Origin of the sequence: Streptomyces sp. NPDC048479, from assembly GCF_040651435.1 — a bacterium.
Taxonomy (GTDB): domain Bacteria; phylum Actinomycetota; class Actinomycetes; order Streptomycetales; family Streptomycetaceae; genus Streptomyces.
Window position 1 is genome coordinate 1 of record NZ_JBEZKA010000009.1, and the last position, 16,472, is coordinate 16,472.

21 protein-coding genes, 1 tRNA gene and 2 pseudogenes are annotated in these 16,472 nt (G+C 70.6%); 15 read left to right on the plus strand and 9 right to left on the minus strand.

Translation table 11 applies throughout. The features are described from left to right. The first annotated feature begins 73 nt into the window (after positions 1–73). The 9 genes from AB0D12_RS15975 (at position 74) to AB0D12_RS16015 (ending at position 4,633) form a co-directional block, all read left to right on the plus strand. Positions 74–292 (plus strand): hypothetical protein, encoded by a 219-nt coding sequence (locus AB0D12_RS15975; protein ID WP_362682101.1) that lies wholly within the window; start codon positions 74–76, stop codon positions 290–292. A gap of 3 nt (positions 293–295) precedes the next feature. After that, entirely contained in the window at positions 296–484 is a 189-nt protein-coding gene (locus AB0D12_RS15980) for a mobile element transfer protein (RefSeq protein WP_362682104.1), read from the plus strand. A 20-nt stretch (positions 485–504) separates the two neighbouring features. Then, positions 505–660 carry a hypothetical protein gene (locus AB0D12_RS15985; protein WP_362682107.1) on the plus strand — a complete coding sequence of 52 codons (156 nt, stop codon included), beginning with the start codon at positions 505–507 and terminating at the stop codon, positions 658–660. A gap of 23 nt (positions 661–683) precedes the next feature. After that, a complete protein-coding gene (locus AB0D12_RS15990; RefSeq protein WP_362682110.1) occupies positions 684–971 on the plus strand; it encodes a SpdD protein in 288 nt (95 codons plus the stop codon). An 89-nt stretch (positions 972–1,060) separates the two neighbouring features. After that, on the plus strand, positions 1,061–1,618 hold the full coding sequence (locus tag AB0D12_RS15995) for a GGDEF domain-containing protein (RefSeq protein WP_362682113.1): 558 nt from the start codon (positions 1,061–1,063) through the stop codon (positions 1,616–1,618). Between the two features lie 96 nt (positions 1,619–1,714). After that, positions 1,715–1,909 carry a hypothetical protein gene (locus AB0D12_RS16000; protein WP_362682116.1) on the plus strand — a complete coding sequence of 65 codons (195 nt, stop codon included), beginning with the start codon at positions 1,715–1,717 and terminating at the stop codon, positions 1,907–1,909. After that, entirely contained in the window at positions 1,906–3,270 is a 1,365-nt protein-coding gene (gene repSA / locus AB0D12_RS16005; RefSeq protein WP_362682119.1) for a replication initiator protein RepSA, read from the plus strand. Before AB0D12_RS16000 ends, repSA begins: the two co-directional genes overlap by 4 nt. A 23-nt stretch (positions 3,271–3,293) precedes the next feature. Continuing rightward, a complete protein-coding gene (locus tag AB0D12_RS16010) occupies positions 3,294–3,482 on the plus strand; it encodes a helix-turn-helix domain-containing protein (RefSeq protein ID WP_362682122.1) in 189 nt (62 codons plus the stop codon). After that, a complete protein-coding gene (locus AB0D12_RS16015) occupies positions 3,482–4,633 on the plus strand; it encodes a site-specific integrase (RefSeq protein ID WP_362682125.1) in 1,152 nt (383 codons plus the stop codon). The genes AB0D12_RS16010 and AB0D12_RS16015 overlap by 1 nt, the downstream gene beginning before the upstream one ends. A 68-nt stretch (positions 4,634–4,701) precedes the next feature. On the opposite strand, the gene AB0D12_RS16020 is transcribed toward AB0D12_RS16015, so the two are convergent. Next, positions 4,702–4,777: transfer RNA gene (locus tag AB0D12_RS16020), tRNA-Arg, on the minus strand. Positions 4,778–4,923: 146 nt separating this feature from the next. Between AB0D12_RS16020 and AB0D12_RS16025 the strand changes: the two genes are divergently transcribed. Next, complete coding sequence (locus tag AB0D12_RS16025; RefSeq protein WP_362682128.1) at positions 4,924–5,124, plus strand: hypothetical protein; 201 nt, start codon at positions 4,924–4,926, stop codon at positions 5,122–5,124. 55 nt (positions 5,125–5,179) lie between these two features. On the opposite strand, the gene AB0D12_RS16030 is transcribed toward AB0D12_RS16025, so the two are convergent. The 3 genes from AB0D12_RS16030 to AB0D12_RS16040 all read right to left on the minus strand — a co-directional run bounded on the left by AB0D12_RS16030 (position 5,180) and on the right by AB0D12_RS16040 (position 7,647). Next, positions 5,180–6,274 carry a winged helix DNA-binding domain-containing protein gene (locus tag AB0D12_RS16030; protein WP_362682131.1) on the minus strand — a complete coding sequence of 365 codons (1,095 nt, stop codon included), beginning with the start codon at positions 6,272–6,274 and terminating at the stop codon, positions 5,180–5,182. After that, complete coding sequence (locus AB0D12_RS16035; protein WP_362682134.1) at positions 6,271–7,011, minus strand: aldo/keto reductase; 741 nt, start codon at positions 7,009–7,011, stop codon at positions 6,271–6,273. Before AB0D12_RS16035 ends, AB0D12_RS16030 begins: the two co-directional genes overlap by 4 nt. A 210-nt stretch (positions 7,012–7,221) precedes the next feature. Further along, the gene (locus AB0D12_RS16040; protein WP_362682137.1) at positions 7,222–7,647 is read right to left on the minus strand and encodes a VOC family protein; all 426 of its coding nucleotides are present in this window, start codon (positions 7,645–7,647) and stop codon (positions 7,222–7,224) included. 230 nt (positions 7,648–7,877) lie between these two features. Here AB0D12_RS16040 and AB0D12_RS16045 point away from each other — a divergent pair, with 230 nt between their 5' ends. Beyond that, positions 7,878–8,906, plus strand: a complete 1,029-nt coding sequence (locus AB0D12_RS16045; protein ID WP_362682140.1) for a WYL domain-containing protein — start codon at positions 7,878–7,880, stop codon at positions 8,904–8,906. A gap of 77 nt (positions 8,907–8,983) precedes the next feature. Here AB0D12_RS16045 and AB0D12_RS16050 read toward each other — a convergent pair whose 3' ends face one another. Further along, complete coding sequence (locus AB0D12_RS16050; protein WP_362682142.1) at positions 8,984–9,685, minus strand: recombinase family protein; 702 nt, start codon at positions 9,683–9,685, stop codon at positions 8,984–8,986. Here AB0D12_RS16050 and AB0D12_RS16055 point away from each other — a divergent pair. Together AB0D12_RS16055 and AB0D12_RS16060 are read left to right on the plus strand one after the other, a co-directional pair. Then, on the plus strand, positions 9,672–9,881 hold the full coding sequence (locus AB0D12_RS16055; RefSeq protein ID WP_362682145.1) for a hypothetical protein: 210 nt from the start codon (positions 9,672–9,674) through the stop codon (positions 9,879–9,881). The genes AB0D12_RS16050 and AB0D12_RS16055 overlap by 14 nt on opposite strands. 98 nt (positions 9,882–9,979) lie before the next feature. After that, positions 9,980–10,258: pseudogene (locus tag AB0D12_RS16060) on the plus strand (hypothetical protein); the annotation flags it as partial. Positions 10,259–10,446: 188 nt separating this feature from the next. On the opposite strand, the gene AB0D12_RS16065 reads toward AB0D12_RS16060, so the two are convergent. Together AB0D12_RS16065 and AB0D12_RS16070 are read right to left on the minus strand one after the other, a co-directional pair. After that, a complete protein-coding gene (locus tag AB0D12_RS16065; RefSeq protein ID WP_362682148.1) occupies positions 10,447–11,025 on the minus strand; it encodes a TetR/AcrR family transcriptional regulator in 579 nt (192 codons plus the stop codon). A gap of 66 nt (positions 11,026–11,091) precedes the next feature. Continuing rightward, the gene (locus AB0D12_RS16070) at positions 11,092–11,982 is read right to left on the minus strand and encodes an SDR family NAD(P)-dependent oxidoreductase (RefSeq protein WP_362682151.1); all 891 of its coding nucleotides are present in this window, start codon (positions 11,980–11,982) and stop codon (positions 11,092–11,094) included. 374 nt (positions 11,983–12,356) lie between these two features. Here AB0D12_RS16070 and AB0D12_RS16075 point away from each other — a divergent pair, with 374 nt between their 5' ends. Further along, the gene (locus AB0D12_RS16075; RefSeq protein WP_362682153.1) at positions 12,357–12,932 is read left to right on the plus strand and encodes a helix-turn-helix domain-containing protein; all 576 of its coding nucleotides are present in this window, start codon (positions 12,357–12,359) and stop codon (positions 12,930–12,932) included. Positions 12,933–13,144: 212 nt separating this feature from the next. Here AB0D12_RS16075 and AB0D12_RS16080 read toward each other — a convergent pair. Further along, a pseudogene (locus tag AB0D12_RS16080) lies at positions 13,145–13,708 on the minus strand (NAD(P)-binding oxidoreductase); the annotation flags it as partial. After that, on the minus strand, positions 13,705–15,213 hold the full coding sequence (locus AB0D12_RS16085) for a monooxygenase (protein WP_362682156.1): 1,509 nt from the start codon (positions 15,211–15,213) through the stop codon (positions 13,705–13,707). The pseudogene AB0D12_RS16080 and the gene AB0D12_RS16085, both read right to left, overlap by 4 nt. Before the next feature lie 64 nt (positions 15,214–15,277). Here AB0D12_RS16085 and AB0D12_RS16090 point away from each other — a divergent pair, with 64 nt between their 5' ends. Continuing rightward, positions 15,278–15,961 (plus strand): TetR/AcrR family transcriptional regulator C-terminal domain-containing protein, encoded by a 684-nt coding sequence (locus tag AB0D12_RS16090; protein WP_362682159.1) that lies wholly within the window; start codon positions 15,278–15,280, stop codon positions 15,959–15,961. Positions 15,962–16,472: the final 511 nt, after the last annotated feature.

Sequence of the window (16,472 nt, forward strand, 5' to 3'; positions counted from 1 at the left end):
TCAAACGCTACGTGGCCCGCGAGCTCTACCGGCACATTCAGCCTCCGACGGCCACACAGGCACCTTCAGCCGCTTGACGAAACATAGGGGCATCTACGGCACGACGCGCACTCCGATCCTCGCCGTGCATGACGCGCACGCGTCGTTCACGCTCTACGCCCGCGACAGCCTTCCCCTGGCCGAACAGCTCAAATTCGCACAGGACTTGCGTGCGGCCGCCACCGCCTACGCCGCCGCGGTCGAGACGTACACCTCCGCCGATCTCACCCCCAGCGCACCTGCGAAGAGGTGACCCATGCCCCGTAACCGCTTCTGGGACATGGACCGCATCGGCCCCGTCCAGATCGGCACCCATCACGACCGCCACGGCCGGGAGGCCCACGCCGCCGCCTGCACGGCACCCGGCTGCGACTGGTCCGCCGACTACCTGAACCGCGCCGCCGCCGAACTCGCCGCTCGCACGCACCGCTGCAACCCCCGCTGACCGCCGAGGAGACCACCGCCATGAACGTTCCGCTCTGGCTCGCCCTGATCGTCGTCGGCTGGCTCGGCATCAAGCTCGTCCGCCCGCCCATCTGGCTTGTGGCCGTCCTCCTGCTCGGCGGCTACCTCCTCGCGGACAGCCTGCTCGCCCCGGTCATCGACCCGTTCGCCAAGTAGTCCGCCCCGGAAGGAGAACGGCCATGTTCAAACCCAAGTACCCGACGCCCGACACCTACGTCCCGACCACTCACACCCATGCTCCCGTCCCGGTCGAGCAGCCCACGCAGCCGGCACCCGCGCCCGCCCGCTCCGGCCTCGTCGACGTGGTCCGCAGCAACCCCGCTGCCGCTGTGACGGGTGTCGTCGTCACCGGCGTGGTGCTCACCTCGATGCTCCTCGCGGTGGCCATCACCGGACTCGCGCTCTCCATCAGCGGCGTCGTCCTCCTGGTCCTCGTCCGCATGCTCCGCCAGGATTTCCACCGCTGACCGGCCGCCGGGCAGTGCCACAAGCCGCCAAGCATCGCCACTGCCCGGACGGCCCACGCAACCCCTTCCAACCGCAACGAAGGAGAACCGTGGACACGCAAGCGCTCGCCTTATCCCTGCCGTTGATCGGCTGGGCCGCCCACTCCACCTACCTCGCCCAGAAGTTGACCGCTGCTCGCCGAGACCCGCTCACCGGCCTGCGCACCCGCGCCGGGTGGACGGCTCGCGCCGAACGCATCATCCGTCGCCACCGAGACACCGTCGTCCTGCTCCTGGACCTCGACGACTTCAAGAACCTCAACGACTCTCACGGCCACGCCGCCGGTGATGTGGCGCTCACCGCCACCGCCGAGCGCTTGACCGCATGGTGCGGCCGACAGGGAATCGCGGGTCGCCTCGGCGGGGACGAGTTCGCCGCCGTCATCCGCACGGACGGCAGTCCGGACCTCGGCTCGCTCACCCATGCTCTGCATCAGCCGCTCGCGTACGCCGGGCGACGACTGCCGCTGTACGTCTCCGTGGGTTCCTGCCGCCTCGCCGACCTTCCGGTCCGCAGCCTGTCCGACGCGCTCGCCGCCGCCGACTTCGCGATGTACGCGGCCAAGGGCAAGGCAGGACGTCGCGGCACCCGCACTCTCTCGCACTGAGCACTGACCGGCCTCCGGGCGGCGCACAAGCCGCCAAGCATCGCCGCCGCCCGGACGGTCCGGCCCCTTCCAACCGCAATCGAAAGGACCACCATCATGGCCCAGCTTCGCCCTGCCCGGACGCGCATCTGCTCCGACTGCGACGGCTTCCCCGTGGTCGCCATCGACACCGGGTCGCTCCTCTCCGACGGGACCCGCGCCACGCTCAACGTGGTCTGCCGCCGCTGCCGTGGAACCGGCCTGGCGACCGTCTCGGCCCCCGCCCCTGTCGGCCTTCGGGAGCGCGCGTGACCGACACCGTGACCATCGCGGGTCTGGACCCGGCCACCCTCGGCGACGTGCTGCGCGTGGCCGGGTCCGCCGGGTTCGACCGCTGGCGCGACCAGGTCCGCCGGACAGGCGGCTGCGCCAACCCCATCCACCTGACCGGCTGGACCCTCACCAAGGACAAGACCACCGGCGAGACCCTGCACCGCTACTCCACCGAGGACGAGCCCGATGGACGGCTCCGCCTCGCCTGCGGCAACCGCCGGGCCTCCCGCTGCCCGGCCTGCGCCTGGATGTACGCCGCCGACACCTACCACCTGATCCGTGCCGGACTCGCGGGCGACCAGGACAAAAACATCCCCGCCACCGTCCGCGACCACCCGCGCGTCTTCGCCACCCTCACCGCCCCGTCATTCGGCCCCGTCCACAACCGCCCCGACTCCGGACACTGCCGCTGCGGCACCAGCCACTCGCCGGACGACGACTCCCTCGGTACGCCGCTCGACCCGGCGACGTACGACTACGCGGCCGCCGTCCTCTTCAACAACCACGCCGGGAACCTCTGGCAGCGCTTCACCAACCGGCTCCGCCGCGAGATCGCCGCCCGCGCCGGACTCACCCAACGCGAACTCAAGGAAGTTGCACGCGTCTCCTACGGCAAGGTCGCCGAGTTCCAGAAGCGCGGGGCAGTCCACTTCCATGCCGTCGTACGACTGGACGGACCGGACGGGCCCGAGGACCCGCCGCCCTCCTGGGCCACGGTGCAGCTGCTGACCGATGCCATCCGGGCCGCCGTCGCCCACGCGTACACGACCGTCACCGTTCCGGCCGCCGCCGACCAACCCGCCCGCTCCCTGCGCTGGGGCACCCAACTCGACATCCGACCCATCCGCGCCTTCGAGGCCGGCACCGACATCACCGAGCAGGCGGTCGCCTCCTACGTCGCCAAGTACGCGACCAAGGCTGCCGAAACGACGGGCACCGTAGACCGCCGCGTCGGCAACCGTGAGGTCCTGGTGCTCCTCGACGTACCCGAGCACCCGCGCCGCCTCATCGAGGCCTGCTTCGACCTCGACGCCTTGTATCCGGACCGCAGGCTGCGCGCCTGGGCTCACATGCTCGGCTTCCGCGGCCACTTCTCCTCCAAGTCGCGCCACTACTCGACGACGCTCGGTGCGCTCCGTCAGGTCCGCGCCGACTACCGCGCCGCCCAGCAGAACGAGGCACTCGGCCTGGCCGACGCCGAACCGGACACCGTGCTCGTCCTCGCCTCCTGGCAGTACGCCGGACAAGGCCACAGCCCCGGCGAATCCGTCCTCGCCGCCTCCATCGCAAGAGACCTCCAGCTCAACCGCGAAACCGCCCGCGAAGCCCTGCGCGCCTAACTCGCCCTGGAAGGAGCCCCAGCATGACCACCGCCACCGACCAGCTGCTGACCGTGCCTGACGTCATGGCGCGGCTCAAGCTCGGACGCTCGAAGGTCTATGACCTGATCCGCTCGAAGCGTCTCGTCTCGATCACCGAAGGGCGCGCTCGCCGAATCCCTGAGATCTCGCTGCAGAACTACATCCGCGATCGGATCGAGGAGGCTGCCTGATGGGCTCCCAGCGCAAGCGCAACCCCAACGGCGCGGGCACGATCACCAAGCGCAAGGACGGCCGGTACCAAGCCGCGGTCTACGTCCTCCAGCCGGACGGTACCCGCGCCCGCAAGTTCGCCTACGGCAAGACCTGGGCTGAGTGCGACGTCAAGCGCCGCGAACTGCTCGACAAAGTGGACCAGGGCGTGCCCGTACCCACCCGGTCCGCCAAGCTCTCCGAATGGCTGCCTTACTGGCTGGACAATGTGATCAAGCTTCGGCGCAAGCTCAGCACGTACGACAAGTACGAAGCGCACGTCCGGCTGTACCTCGTGCCCATGATCGGAGCGAAGCGGCTGGAGTCGCTGGGCACTGCTGACGTCCGCCGCTTCCTCGTTCAGCTGGAGAACAGGACCACCGCGGCCACCGCCAAGGAATCGCACCGGGTCCTGCGCACGGCCCTGACCGCTGCCTGCCGCGAAGAACTCGTGGCTCGGAATGTGGCGAGTCTCGTGGAGCCGCCGCGGCCGAAGTCCCGGGAGCTGAACCCGTGGACGCTGGATGAGACGCTGGACTTCCTCGCGGCTGCTCGGAAGGACCCGCTGTACGCGGCCTTCGTCCTCGCCATCGCGATGGGCCTCCGGCGGGGTGAGATCGTCGGTCTTCGCTGGGTGGATGTCGACCTGGACAAGCGCGTGCTCTACGTTCGGCAGCAGACTCAGCGACGGCGCGGTGTCCTCTACAACGACGATCCCAAAGGCCGTCGTCGTCGGGCCGTGCCGCTTCCGGCGATGTGCATCGCCCCGCTTCGCTGGCACCGTATGCGGCAGGCTGCCGCCAAGCAGCGCGCGGGGGAGTCGTGGGGTGAGGGCGGGTACGTCTTCGCCACCCGCAGCGGGCGCCCGGTCGAGCCGCGCAACATCTACCGCTCCTTCACTCGCGTCGCCGAGGCCGCCGGCCTTCGCGTCATCCGGCTGCATGATGCCCGCCACGGCTGCGCGACCCTGCTCACCGCGGCCGGTGTCGCTCCTCGCGTCGTGATGGAGATCCTCGGCCACAGTCAGATCAGCATCACCATGGACGTCTACACGCACGTCGTGCAGGACACGCAGCGCGAGGCGATCAGCCACATGGACCGGCTGCTCAAGAGGCGTCCAGGCCGTGAGTGACCGCCGCCGTTGATGTCAATCGTGGATGTCAAAGACCCCGGACCATGATCGGTCCGGGGTCTTTTCGCTGGTGCCCCCGGCAGGATTCGAACCTGCGACACCCGCTTTAGGAGAGCGGTGCTCTATCCCCTGAGCTACGGAGGCCGGGATCTGTCGGAAAACGTGTCTGAAAGTTTGCCGGGGTGGCGGACTGCTTCAGGCGTGCTTGGACAGGTCGCGGTGGCAGCCGGTGAGGGCTTAGCCGCCGCGGTCAGTGTAGCGGGTGGTGCATGATCGGTAGGCGGAGATACGTGCGCACTGGCTCAGGCAGCGAGAGCGTGGGTGATCTTGGCTCGGGAGACGGAGTTGCTGAGCCAGGCGTAGCCGATGTAGATCAGCAGGGCCGCGTTGGCACCGTAGGCCGGGACTCGCCGGCGGGCGGCACCCTGCGCCCGCTGCGTGATCCGGACGCGGCCGGGCTCGACGCCGACGAGGACGGCGCGGAGGACTGAACGGCGTCAGGGACCGGTCAGGGCGCCGATCGGCTTGAGCGCCGCTGTGTACCGGTCAGAGGGGAGCGATCTGTACGCGGTGGCTGTCGTTGTCGGAGAGGAACGACGCCAGTTCCCGCCCCTGCTCGGCGACGGTGGTGCGGTCGGCTTGGGACCAGCGGCGCAGCGGGGTGACCATCACGGTGTCGTCCTTGACGGTCCAGGTCGCGGCGACCCGGCCGTCGAGCAGGACGACGCGTTCGCCGGCGACGGACAGGCCGCGGTGGGCGTCGTCGATGATCCGGCCGCGGTCGTGGTAGCCGAGGATCGCGTTGTCGAACGCCGGCAGGAACCGCACCGGGGCCGGTGTTTCGGGGTCGGGGCGCGGTGCGTCGGGGAGGTCCAGCAGTTCCCTGCCTCGCTCGTCGCGGAAGGTGACGAGCTCTTCGCGTATTGCGGCGACCGCGGCCGGGAGTCCGGCGAGGCCGCACCAGGCGCGCAGGTCGGCCGAGGCGGCGGGGCCGAACGCGGCCAGGTAGCGCCGTACCAGCGTCTGGCCCACAGGGTCGGAGCCGTCCGGGGACGGCGGGTCGATCTCACGCCCCAGCCAGGAGGAGAGCGGGAGGTTGCGCACGCCTGCCCTCGTCCGCCACAGTCCGCGCGGTGGCAGCTGCGCCATCGGGACGAGGGCGGCGATCAGCATCTCCCCCAGCGCCCGCGGTCCCGGCGTCGGCCAGCGGTCGGCGAGCGCTCGCGCGAGTTCGGTCATCGAGCGGGGCTTGCCGTCGGCCATGACCGCCCGGCCTGCCGCGGCGAGTTCGTCGAGATCTATCCCGTTGAGCTCGCGGCGGTAGGTGCCGAGTACCCGTTGGCGCAGCATCGTGTCGTGGCGTGCCCGCCAGGCCAGGGCGTCGTCGGCGGTGAGGAGGTGGACGGTGCGGCGCATGAGGTGGGTCCGCACCACGTTCCGCCGGATCAGCAGATCCGAGAGCGCCGCCGGGTCGAACGCGCGTAGCCGCGACCAGAGTCCGACGAAGGGTTCCTGCGGTTCCTGTGCTTGTAGACCGCCGAGGTGCGCGACGGCGTCGAGGACCGGGAGGTCGGCGTGATCGAGCAGCAACTGCCGGGCGAGCGTCGCGCGGTTGAGGGCCCGGGTGTCGAGAACGGTCATCGGGTCACCGCGGCGCGCTCGTCGGCCGATCGTCGGCGTAGCGTCGTTCGTGTGATGGCCGGCGGGTTGTAGGACACGTCGAGCGGGCCGATGTCGGTTCCGGGCGCCACGATCTGGTCGATCCGGTCGAGGACCTCGTCGTCGAGAGTGGTCGCGGCGCCGGCCAGGAGGTCCTCACGGTGTTCCATGGTGCGGGGGCCGATGATGGCCGAGGTGGCGCCGGGGTGGGTGATGGCGAAGGCCATCGCGAGGTGGGTCAGTGACAGGCCGGCCTCTTCGGCCAGCGGGGTGAGTTGCTCGCCGGCGTCGAGTTTGCGCTGGTCGGTCAGGGCGCAGAGCGTCTCCTCGATGTCGGTCTGCGGGTCGGGGTGATGGATCTGGTAGAGGTCGATGTGGTCGGTCTGCAGGCGCCGCAAGGAGTGCTCGACCTCCGTGACGATCCAGCGCCGTGAGCCGCCGCCACGGTTGGGGTCTTGACCCATCGAGCCGTTGACCTTGGTGACCGGCACGACGTCGTCGCGCCGGCCCTTGAGGGCCTTGCCCACAATCTCCTCGGACTCTCCGCCAGGTACGTACACGTCGGCGGTGTCGACGAAGTTGATCCCTGAGTCCAGTGCCCGGTGGATGATCCGGACGCAATGGTCATGGTCAGGGTTACCTGCCTGGCCGAACATCATGGTGCCCAGGCCGTAGGGGCTGACCTGGATCCCGGTTCGCCCCAGCGCGCGCATCTTCACTGCTGCGTCCTTGCCTTCGAGTCCCGTGTTGGTCCGGTAAGAGCCGGGGGTGCCGTGGCAAGCCGCGGCAGCTCCGCCGGGCACGCTCCTGGCCGGGAGCTGCCGCGGCTTGCCCGCCGGCCACCGGCCGGCGGGCAGGAAGACCTTTGCTGAACGCCGTTGTCGCAGCGTCGGCCGGGCGGCGGAGACCCGCCCCCCGGGCCTTGGTGGTCAGGAAGCGTCGTACTGGCTGACGACGTCCAGGACCCAGGTGATGCCGAACCGGTCCTTCAGCATTCCGTAGAGGGGCGCCCACTGCGCGGGTTCCAGCGGCTGCAGGACGTTCGCGCCGTCGGAGAGCCTCTTCCAGTACGCGGTGATCTCCTCGGTCGTTTCGCCGCGGAGCGAGACGAAGAACGCGTTCTCGCCCTGGTTCCACGGCATGTACGAGGGCACGTCGTAGGCCATCACACGGAAACCGCTGTCGGCGGCCACCTGGCCCCACATCACCTGGTCTGCCTCGGACGGGTCCTGGACGTTTCCGGCGTCCTTGTACGTGACCATGACCACGTCCCCGCCGAACACGGACTGGTAGAACGTGAGCGCCGCGCGGGCGTCGCCTCGGAAGTTCAGGTGGGTCACAGCGTTGACGGACATGATTGGTTCCTTGTCTCTCGATTTATCTTGGTCTGGGCCGACTTACGCGTCCCTGTCCGAACAGCCCACAAGGCGTGCCGACCGCAGGATCGCTTCGCTGTGACAGCGGGAGCTTGGTCCCCCGCTGCCGATGACGATCACGAGGATCGGCTTGCTTGGCCTTGCTTGGTGACCACAGTCGCAGGGGAAGCGGCCAGGGTGTGGCCGCTTCTCGGGGCAGGATGGGAGTCATGCAGAAGACTTCAGCGCGACTGCTGTCGCTGCTCTCGCTGCTCCAGGCACGCCGGGACTGGCCCGGTGCGCTACTGGCCGAGCGGCTGGACATCAGCCCGCGCACCGTGCGCCGCGATGTCGACCGCCTGCGCGAACTCGGCTACCCCGTAGTGGCCACCAAAGGCCCCGACGGCGGGTACCGGCTCGACGCCGGCACGGAACTGCCCCCGTTGCTGTTCGACGACGAGCAAGCCGTCGCCCTCGCCGTCGCACTCCAGACCGCCACCACCACCGGCGCCGGCATCGAGGAAGCCGCGGCACGCGCGCTGAACACCGTCCGGCAGGTCATGCCCGCCCGGCTGCGCCACCGCATCGACACCCTCCAGGTCACCGCCGTCGAGCGGCCCGCGATCCGGCCGGACCCGCAGGTCGACAGCGGCGTGCTCATGGCGCTCAGCGCCGCCGTCCACGCCCGCGAAGTGCTGCGCTTCGACTACACCCCCGCATCCCCACCGGTAGCCACCGACATCGACCGCGCCGAACCCCCTCCGCGCCGGGTGCAGCCCCACCACCTCGTCACCTGGGGCGGGCGCTGGTACCTCGTCGCCTGGGACCTCGACCGCGAGGACTGGCGCACCTTCCGCGCCGACCGGATCACCCCGCGCACACCCACCGGGCCCCGCTTCACCCCGCGCGAGCTGCCCGGAGGTGAGGTGGCCGCCTTCGTCGCCGGTAGATTCCGGGGCTCCGAAGGCTCGGGCGACTGGCCCTGCCGCGGCGAGGTGATCCTCGACCTGCCCGCCGCCGCAGTGTTCCGCTACACCCGCGACGGAGTCGTCGAGGAACTCGGCCCGGACCGCTGCCGGCTCGTCCTGGGCTCGTGGTCATGGCCCGGCCTGGCCGCCACCATCGGCAGCTTCGACGCCGACATGGAGGTCGTCGGCCCACCCGAACTCAAACACGCCTTCGCGCACCTGGCACGCCGCTACGCCCATGCCGCGACCGACGGACCCACCAAGCTCACCACGCCACCCTCAAGCCACTGAGCGACGCGCACTCTCGGCCCCGGAGTCCTGGCCCAGAAACCAGCCGCGGAGTAGCCCGCGGGGCTTCGTGACCGTGGTCATGTGCTCGCCGGCTCGGCGGCCGGTTCGTGGTGTTCGCGCGGCATCGGCATGACGGTCGCGGGCGAGGGGTGCCGGCCCTTCTTCTTTCCGGTGGTGATGACGAGCCGTTTGGCGATGTCGCGCGGGCTCATCTCCTGGTCGCGCAGCTGGAGGGCCATGGAGAGCATGTCGTCGTCGGTGACGCCCGCGCCGCCGATGGTCTTGCCGCGCTTGCGGGCGGACTCGTGGCCTTCGAGGGTGCGGTCGCGGATGTATTCGCGCTCCATGCCAGACGTGGCCGCCAGCATGGTGAACACTTTGCCCGAGGGGTCGTGCGAGCCCTTCAGCTCCCCGGTGAGGAATTCCAGGCCGACGTCGTTCGCCCTCAGTTCCTCGGCGAGCATGGCGAGTTCGATGCGGCGGCCGAGGCGTTTGTGTTCGTGGACGACGAGGGTGACACGCACGCCGGAGGAACGGATCTCTGAGGCGAGCTTGACGGCGGCCTCCAGCTCGGGGCGTCTGGTAGCGCGGGTGGAGATCTTCTCGGAGAAGGCCCGGGTCACCCCAGCCTCGGCGAGGGAGTCCAGCTGAGCGTCCAAGGGCTGCCTGGCGGTCGAGGCGCGGGCGTACCCGAGACGGATGTGCCCGACCGGCTCGACGCCCGCACTCGCGGGCCGGGGCAGCTCGGTCCAGACCGAGTCCGGCTTGCGCGAGACCACCGCACCCGACGACCAGTTCCGGGAGCAGCTGGCGGGCCACGGCGTCCCTGCCGAGGTGGCAGACCAGCTGCTGGGCATCTTCGCCGCCAGCCGCGCCGGCGAGTTCGCCGCCGTCGACCCGACACTGGCCACCCTGCTCCGCCGCGAACCCACCACCCTGGCCACGGTGCTGCGCGAGCAGCCGCCCAGCGACTGATCTCCGGGGTGAAGGCGAGCGCGGTCCGCCGAAGTCCCAAGCCCCAGCCAAGATCAATCCTTAGCGTTCAATCCTGGAGCAATACCGGCGAGACCCCCCAGCTCGGCGCCCTCGGCCTGGTCCTCAATGCCGCCGTGCTCCGGACGACCCGCTACCTGGACGCCTCCGTCACCGCGCTGCGGGCCCTGCCCGCCGACCAGCGCGAGCACCACATCCTGGACGCCGATGCCGCCCGGCTCTCCCCGCCGCGACACGCGAACCTCAACGTGCTCGGCCGCTACAGCTTCCGCGTCACCGTCCCGGCCGGCGGCGGCCTGCGCCCGCTGCGCGACCCGGACGCGGTCGGCCTCGATGATGACGATGAGGGGCAGGAGTGAGCCGACTCAGGCCGCGTAGTCGGGGTGTGACCCAGACACGCGTCAAAGGGGCAATGAGATGATCTCGAAGCCCTGAACCTGAAGGTGCTCCACTGATCCGGCCGCTGTCCGTCGGAGGGCTCCTGCCCGGTCGGCGCCGGAATGGAGTGTGGGTGCTGGGTCCCGGTCTCCGTGACGCGGGACGCATCTCACGCGTTCGGTGGTGTGGCTCGCAGGCCCCCGAGCAGTGTGGCCAGGTAGCGACGGGCAGTGTCGATCCGGTCGGCGGGAGGGCCGCCGTGGACGTGCGCGGCGTAGGCGATGCCGCACATGAGCGGGACCAGGTCGGCCGAGACCAGGTCGGGGCGGACCGCCCCGGCCTCGCGGGCCCGGTCGAGGAGTGTGGTGCCTGCCGACCACAGCGACCTCTTGAGCTCCGTGGTGCGCGGCAGGGTGTCTGCGGGTGCGGCGGTGACCGGAGCCAGGGAGGCGTCGGTGACCTGCGCTTCGACGGTGTGGGTCAGGAATACCTCCAGCGCGCGCCAGGGGTCGGTGTCGGCCAGCGCCTGCTCGCCGTGGGCGGCCAGGGCTTCCAGGCAGGGTGTGGCGACGGTCTCCAGCAGCGCCTCGGGCGTGGCGAAGTGGCGGTAGACGGTGCCGACACCGAGTCCGGCGCGGCGGGCGACGTCGTTGAGCTGCAACGGCGTGCCCTGGTCGACCAGGGCACGGGCGACGGCGACGATCCGGTCCCAGTTGCGGGCCGCGTCCTTGCGCAGTGGCGTCGTCATGGGGACATGTTAACCGGATGGCCCATCCGGATGGTCCCGCCGCCCGTGTCGGCATCGCTTGGCAGGTCAGGTGGCCGCAAGAGGCGCGTGCCGTTCGCTGAGTCGGCGCACGGCCTCGGCGACGCGGGGGTCGGTCGCCGCGCGGAACGGCGCCACCGGGCTCGCCTTGGCGCCGATGACGACGCCGGTCCGACCCGCCAGGGCGTCGTCGGTGGCGGCGAGGATCGAGGGCCTGGCCGCCGCGGACGCCGGACCGGAAGTCGAGCGTTCGAACTTGCGGCGCACCACCGGCCACAGCAGCCGTAGCGCGGGCGAGACGATCTTCGGGTCGGCCATGGTGCCGTTGGTCATGTCGGTCGCGGCGCCTCCGGGGTCGGCGGCGAAGACCGATACGCCCGTGCCGTCCAGCCGCGCGGCCAGGTCGAGCGTGTAGGAGAGGTTGGCGAGCTTGGCGCGGCCGTACCAGTGGAAGCCGTAGTAGCCACCGGGCGGCTCGACGGCGTCGAACACCCGCTTCGCGACTCCGACCGCACCCGAGGTCACGTTCACGATCCTGCTCGGCGCACCGGCGGTCAGTGTGGGCAGCAGCAGCTCGGTCAGCAAGTACGGCGAGAGGTGGTTGACGACGAACGACGCCTCGACGCCTCCCAGGTCCCGTCGATCCGCGAACATCGCCCCGACGTTGTTGACCAGCACGGTCAGCGGCTCGCCCGAGGCGGCGTGGTCGGAGGCGATCCGGTCGGCCAACGCGCGGACTTCGTCGAGCGAGGCGAGGTCGGCGGACAGGAACCGACCAGGGTGTGCCGGGCTCGTCGCGTTGATCCGGTCGACCGCCCGGGCGCCCCGGTCGGCGTTGCGTCCGATAACGGTGACCGAGAACCCGGCAGCAGCGAGCCCCAGCGCCGTCTCCAAGCCGATGCCGGCCGTTCCGGCCGTGACCACAGCAGTCCTCTTCATGGCCCATCCTCCCAGCAGGTATCCGGATAGCTCATCCGCTTGACGTGACCGTAACACACATTCGGATGAGCTATCCGCTTACCTTTCATCCGGCCGCTCACGTGGCGTGAGGTCCTGGTGCCTCGCTGGCGAGTGCGGCTTACCAGGTGACGGGGCCGCGCACGGGCACCGCCCGCCTCGCGCGGCGGGTCCTGGTGAGGCTCGCTTACTTGCTCTGCGGCTTCCCCGGCGAGTTGGGGCTCTCTTCCATTGCGGTGGTCGCCGCCTGCCGGCTGGTGTCCTCGGGGTAGAGGGCGCTGCGCACTCGCTGACGTCAGTGACTGTCATCAACATACACTGCGATGTCAGTCACTGTCATCACGTAGGATCGGGCCATGGGCCGATGGGAACCGAACGCGCGCGGCAGGCTGGCGCAGGCAGCGCTGGAGCTCTACGCCGAGCAGGGGTTCGAGCAGACCACGGCGGCGGAGATCGCCGCGCGGGCCGGGCTGACCGAGCGGACCTTCTTCCGGCACTTCGCGGACAAGCGCGAGGTCCTCTTCTACGGCACGGAGACGGCGCGGGATCTGCTGGCGCGGGCCGCCGCGGAGGCGCCGGCCGGCGCGATGCCGATGGACATCGTGGGCGCCGGACTTGAAGCCCTGGGCGCCATGCTCCAGGAGAACCCCGAACGGGTCAGACTGCGCGACGCCATCGTGTCGGCGAACGCGGAACTACGGGAACGCGAGCTGATCAAGCTCGCTGGCATCGCCGAGGCCATGGCGGACGCGCTGCGCGGCCGCGGTGTCCCCGAGCCGGCCGCGAGCCTGGCCGCCGAGACGGGGATCGCCGTGTTCAAGGTTGCCTTCGCACGCTGGATCAGCGAGCCGGGCCAGCCGGACCTGCCGGCCGTCCTCCGTGCATCGGCGGAGGAACTGAGGAGCGTACTCGCGGCACGCGCAACCGTCTGACCAAGGCCTTTGGGCCTCACCGCACCGTGGCGCACCGCCGCCACCGGCGCCGGGCATCGCTTGGACCTTCGGGTCTCAGGGGCGGCGGCTGGTGAGGTGTTGGGCGAGGTTCCACAAGTGGGTCCCCAGTGCCGGGTCTTGGAGCTGCGGCGACCCGGAGGCGGCCCGCTGAGCACGGCGCGGGCGTGGGCGTAGTCGTTGTTCTCCACCGAGGCGAGCAGGAACTGGGCCACGTCCGCTCGGGAGATCGCCAGGGCGGGCGGGGTGCGCAGTGTGGGAGAGGCGGACCACCGCGGACCGGGGGAATCGTCGGTCAGGCTGCCGAAGTAGGCGATCGTCCAGTTCAGGCAGGACGCCCGAGGGTCTCCTCGGCGGCGTCGAAGTCCTTGTAGTCGCGTCGGATGAACATCCGGGTGGCCGCCCGGACTGGTGGCCGCCCGGACTAGGGGGGAAGTGGCAGTTGTGCTGGCTCCGGCGCCCCAGGCGAGGGGCAGGGCGATACGTGGCACCGCGTTGTCGCGCATCCCGGACACAAGGTTGCGGGTGGCCGCCGCGACGATGGCTGGACCGCGCCGTCCCTTGAGCCACAGCGGGTTGCCGATGGCCATGATCACGGCGTCGTGTCCGGGGAGCGCAGTGTGCACGCGGTCGGGCTCGTCGGCGACCGCTCCGGTGACCACGGTCAGGCCCGGGTGGGGCGGTAGCCCCTCGGGGTGCCGGACGGGCGGTGACTCGGTGCCCGCGGCCGGGGGGTTGACGCGGGTCACGGTCGTCACAGTTCGCTCCCCGTCGGGGTGCCGGCCCAAGTGGTCAGGGCCTGAGTGCGTTCCATTCGGCGGGTTCGCAGGTCGTGGGCCCGGGTGGCCCAGGCGATGTGTCCGTCGGGGCGGATCAGGACCTCCGTGAGCCCGTCGAGGACGGGGTGGGCGTCGTGCCGGGTGACGGTCACCGAGGTGACACGGGACGCCCACCGTCCGGTTTCTCGTGCACTCGTGTCGCCGTCGAGGCAGAGCAGGACGAAGCGTCCCTCGTGGAGGAGGTCGTAGACCCTGCCCGCCCCGGTGGTCGTGGTGACGAGGGCGACGTCGGGCAGGCGCCGGCCGGTGAGCGGGTCGCCTTTGGAGGGGTAGGCGGTGTCGATCGCGGAGACGGCGCCGGCGAGGCGGCGGTTGACCTGCTCCATGCCCAGGAGGTCGTTGATCAGCTTCCGGAGGGCGGTGGCGGGGCGTTCGTACTGGGCTACGAGGGTGAGTTCCGCCAGCAGGGTCTGGACCTCGGTGTTCTCGGTGATGGACTGCCCGACCGGTTGGCGCTCGGCGTGATAGGTGTCGAGTAGCCCCGGCGGCGCCCATCCGTTGATCTCGGCGGCCAGTTTCCAGCCCAGATTCATCGCGTCCTGGAGGCCGGTGTTGAGCCCCTGCCCGGCCGCGGGGAAGTGGATGTGTGCCGCGTCGCCCGCCAGCAGCACGCGCCCGGCGCGGTAGGACTCCGCGAGACGGGTGGCGTTGCCGAACCGGGACAGCCAATGGGGTTCGCCGATACCGCAGTCGCTGCCGCAGGCCTCCTTGAGCGCGGTGCGGAACTCGTCCATCGAGACCGGCTCCGAGGACGGCACCCGCATCCGCTGCGGGGCGATCAGCACGAAGCGGGTCAGCCGGTGCTCCAAGCCGACGACCAGGACGCCGCCCGCCCGCGCCCGGTCCAGCGTGCCGGAGTCCGCAGTGACGGCCTCGAAGTCCCCGAGCATGCCGGTCAATGTCTCGCCGGTCCCCGGGAAGCCGATCCCGGCCGCCTGACGCACCACACTGCGCGCGCCATCGCACCCGACCACGTACCGGGTCCGCGTGGTCCGCCGGACGCCCGCGACGCGCACGTCCACGTCGACGCCGTCGGCGCCCTGGCGCACATCGAGGGTTTCGTGGCCGCGCAGGATCTCCACGCCCAGCTCGCGCGCCCGCTCCTCCAGCAGGGCCTCGGTACGGGCCTGCGCGAGGAAGAGGGTGTAGCCGTGCCGGGAGTCCAGGGCGGCGAAGTCGAGCTTCGTGTCCAGGGCGGCGAAGTGCCAGCCGGCCATGGTCCGGCCCAAGGCGAGGAAGCGGTCGGCGAGGCCCCTCTGGTCCAGCACCTCCACGCTTCGGGGATGCAGGGTCAGCGCCCGTGACTGGTGCTGCGGCTCGGAGCGGCGCTCCACGATCCGGGTCCGTACGCCGGCCAGGGCCAGCTCACTGGCGAGCATCAGCCCGGTCGGCCCGGCTCCAACGACGATCACATCGGGGTCCACCGGCGTCACCTCTCCTATTTAGTGAACAACGTTCACGTGAACGTTGTTCACTATAGTGGGGGCCATGAGCTCCCCGTCAAGCCCCGCCAAGCCACCCACGCGTACGCCGACCCGTGGACGCCCCCCGAAGCTGGACCCGGACCGCACCATCGCCACCGCACTCGACCTGCTGAACGAGGCCGGGCTGGATGCGCTGACCATGCGGCGGCTGGCCGAGGCCATGGGGGTGCAGGCAGGGGCGCTGTACCGGTACTTCGCCACCAAGCAGGACCTGCTGACCGCGATGGCCGAACGGATGCTGGCGGATCGCGACACGGCGGCACCCGAGGGAGCGGGGCAGGGCTGGGACGAGGAACTGGCCGGGCTGGCCCGCGCTCTGCGTGCCGCACTGCTCCGCCACCGCGACGGCGCCCGTGTCTTCGCCGGCACCTACTCGACCGGCGTGAACACGCTCGGCTTCGCCGAGGCTCTGATCGGCACGCTGCGCGAGGCCGGCTTCAACTCGGGTGACGCGGCACAGGCGATGCTGGCCGTCGTGAGCTTCACACTCGGCCACACCCTGGAAGAGCAGGCCGCCCTCAGCGGCGAGGCTCCGGCCGACCCCGAACGCCTGCGCCAGGCGGTGACGGAGTCCGCGTTCCCCCACCTGACTGCGGCGGTGCCCGTCATCGCCGACGCCGACTTCAACGCCCACTTCGAGTTCGGCCTGCGACTGCTCGTCGACGGCCTGCGCGCGCTGGAGCGGTGAGGCACGACGGGGTCTGTGTGTTCGTTTGTGGGGCACATCGTTCGCCGCCGCAGTGGTCTCGGGCGCCTATCTCCCCTGAGGCTGCCGCTGGCGGGGCATGCACGCTCCCGCAGTTCAGATCCGGGTCATGACAGCTCGAGACGGCCGTTCGGTAGCCGGCCTTCGGTGAAGCCGGCGGTAAGTAGAACGACTCCTTCAGGGAAGAAATCCCGGCGCCGTCGGCGTAGCTGGTGCACCGTCCACAGGGTGTGGCCGCTGGACGTGTCCTGCAGGGGCTGCCGACTGCTCGGCAGCAGCCGGTGCTGCTCGTCCAGGAGGAGCAGCAACGCCCGCCGGTCGAACCGGACGGAGGCGGGGATCTGTCGGTAAACGTGTCTGGAATTCGCCCGAAGGATGGGCGGATCCAGCCAGTTGGGGTCCCGACAGTGTTGTGGTGGTGCGGCCGGTGAGGGCTTCGCCGCCGCCGACAGCGTACGGGTGACCGCAGCAGGCATCCCGCCGTCCGGGCCTG

Bases quoted from the DNA above. Each gene is read 5' to 3' on its own strand.
- AB0D12_RS15980 (WP_362682104.1), top strand. From the start codon at position 296: ATGCCCCGTAACCGCTTCTGGGACATGGACCGCATCGGCCCCGTCCAG.
- AB0D12_RS15985 (WP_362682107.1), top strand. From the start codon at position 505: ATGAACGTTCCGCTCTGGCTCGCCCTGATCGTCGTCGGCTGGCTCGGC.
- AB0D12_RS15990 (WP_362682110.1), top strand. From the start codon at position 684: ATGTTCAAACCCAAGTACCCGACGCCCGACACCTACGTCCCGACCACT.
- AB0D12_RS16000 (WP_362682116.1), top strand. From the start codon at position 1,715: ATGGCCCAGCTTCGCCCTGCCCGGACGCGCATCTGCTCCGACTGCGAC.
- AB0D12_RS16010 (WP_362682122.1), top strand. From the start codon at position 3,294: ATGACCACCGCCACCGACCAGCTGCTGACCGTGCCTGACGTCATGGCG.
- AB0D12_RS16015 (WP_362682125.1), top strand. From the start codon at position 3,482: ATGGGCTCCCAGCGCAAGCGCAACCCCAACGGCGCGGGCACGATCACC.
- AB0D12_RS16030 (WP_362682131.1), bottom strand. From the start codon at position 6,274: ATGACCGTTCTCGACACCCGGGCCCTCAACCGCGCGACGCTCGCCCGG.
- AB0D12_RS16040 (WP_362682137.1), bottom strand. From the start codon at position 7,647: ATGTCCGTCAACGCTGTGACCCACCTGAACTTCCGAGGCGACGCCCGC.
- AB0D12_RS16045 (WP_362682140.1), top strand. From the start codon at position 7,878: ATGCAGAAGACTTCAGCGCGACTGCTGTCGCTGCTCTCGCTGCTCCAG.
- AB0D12_RS16065 (WP_362682148.1), bottom strand. From the start codon at position 11,025: ATGACGACGCCACTGCGCAAGGACGCGGCCCGCAACTGGGACCGGATC.
- AB0D12_RS16070 (WP_362682151.1), bottom strand. From the start codon at position 11,982: ATGAAGAGGACTGCTGTGGTCACGGCCGGAACGGCCGGCATCGGCTTG.
- AB0D12_RS16075 (WP_362682153.1), top strand. From the start codon at position 12,357: ATGGGCCGATGGGAACCGAACGCGCGCGGCAGGCTGGCGCAGGCAGCG.
- AB0D12_RS16090 (WP_362682159.1), top strand. From the start codon at position 15,278: ATGAGCTCCCCGTCAAGCCCCGCCAAGCCACCCACGCGTACGCCGACC.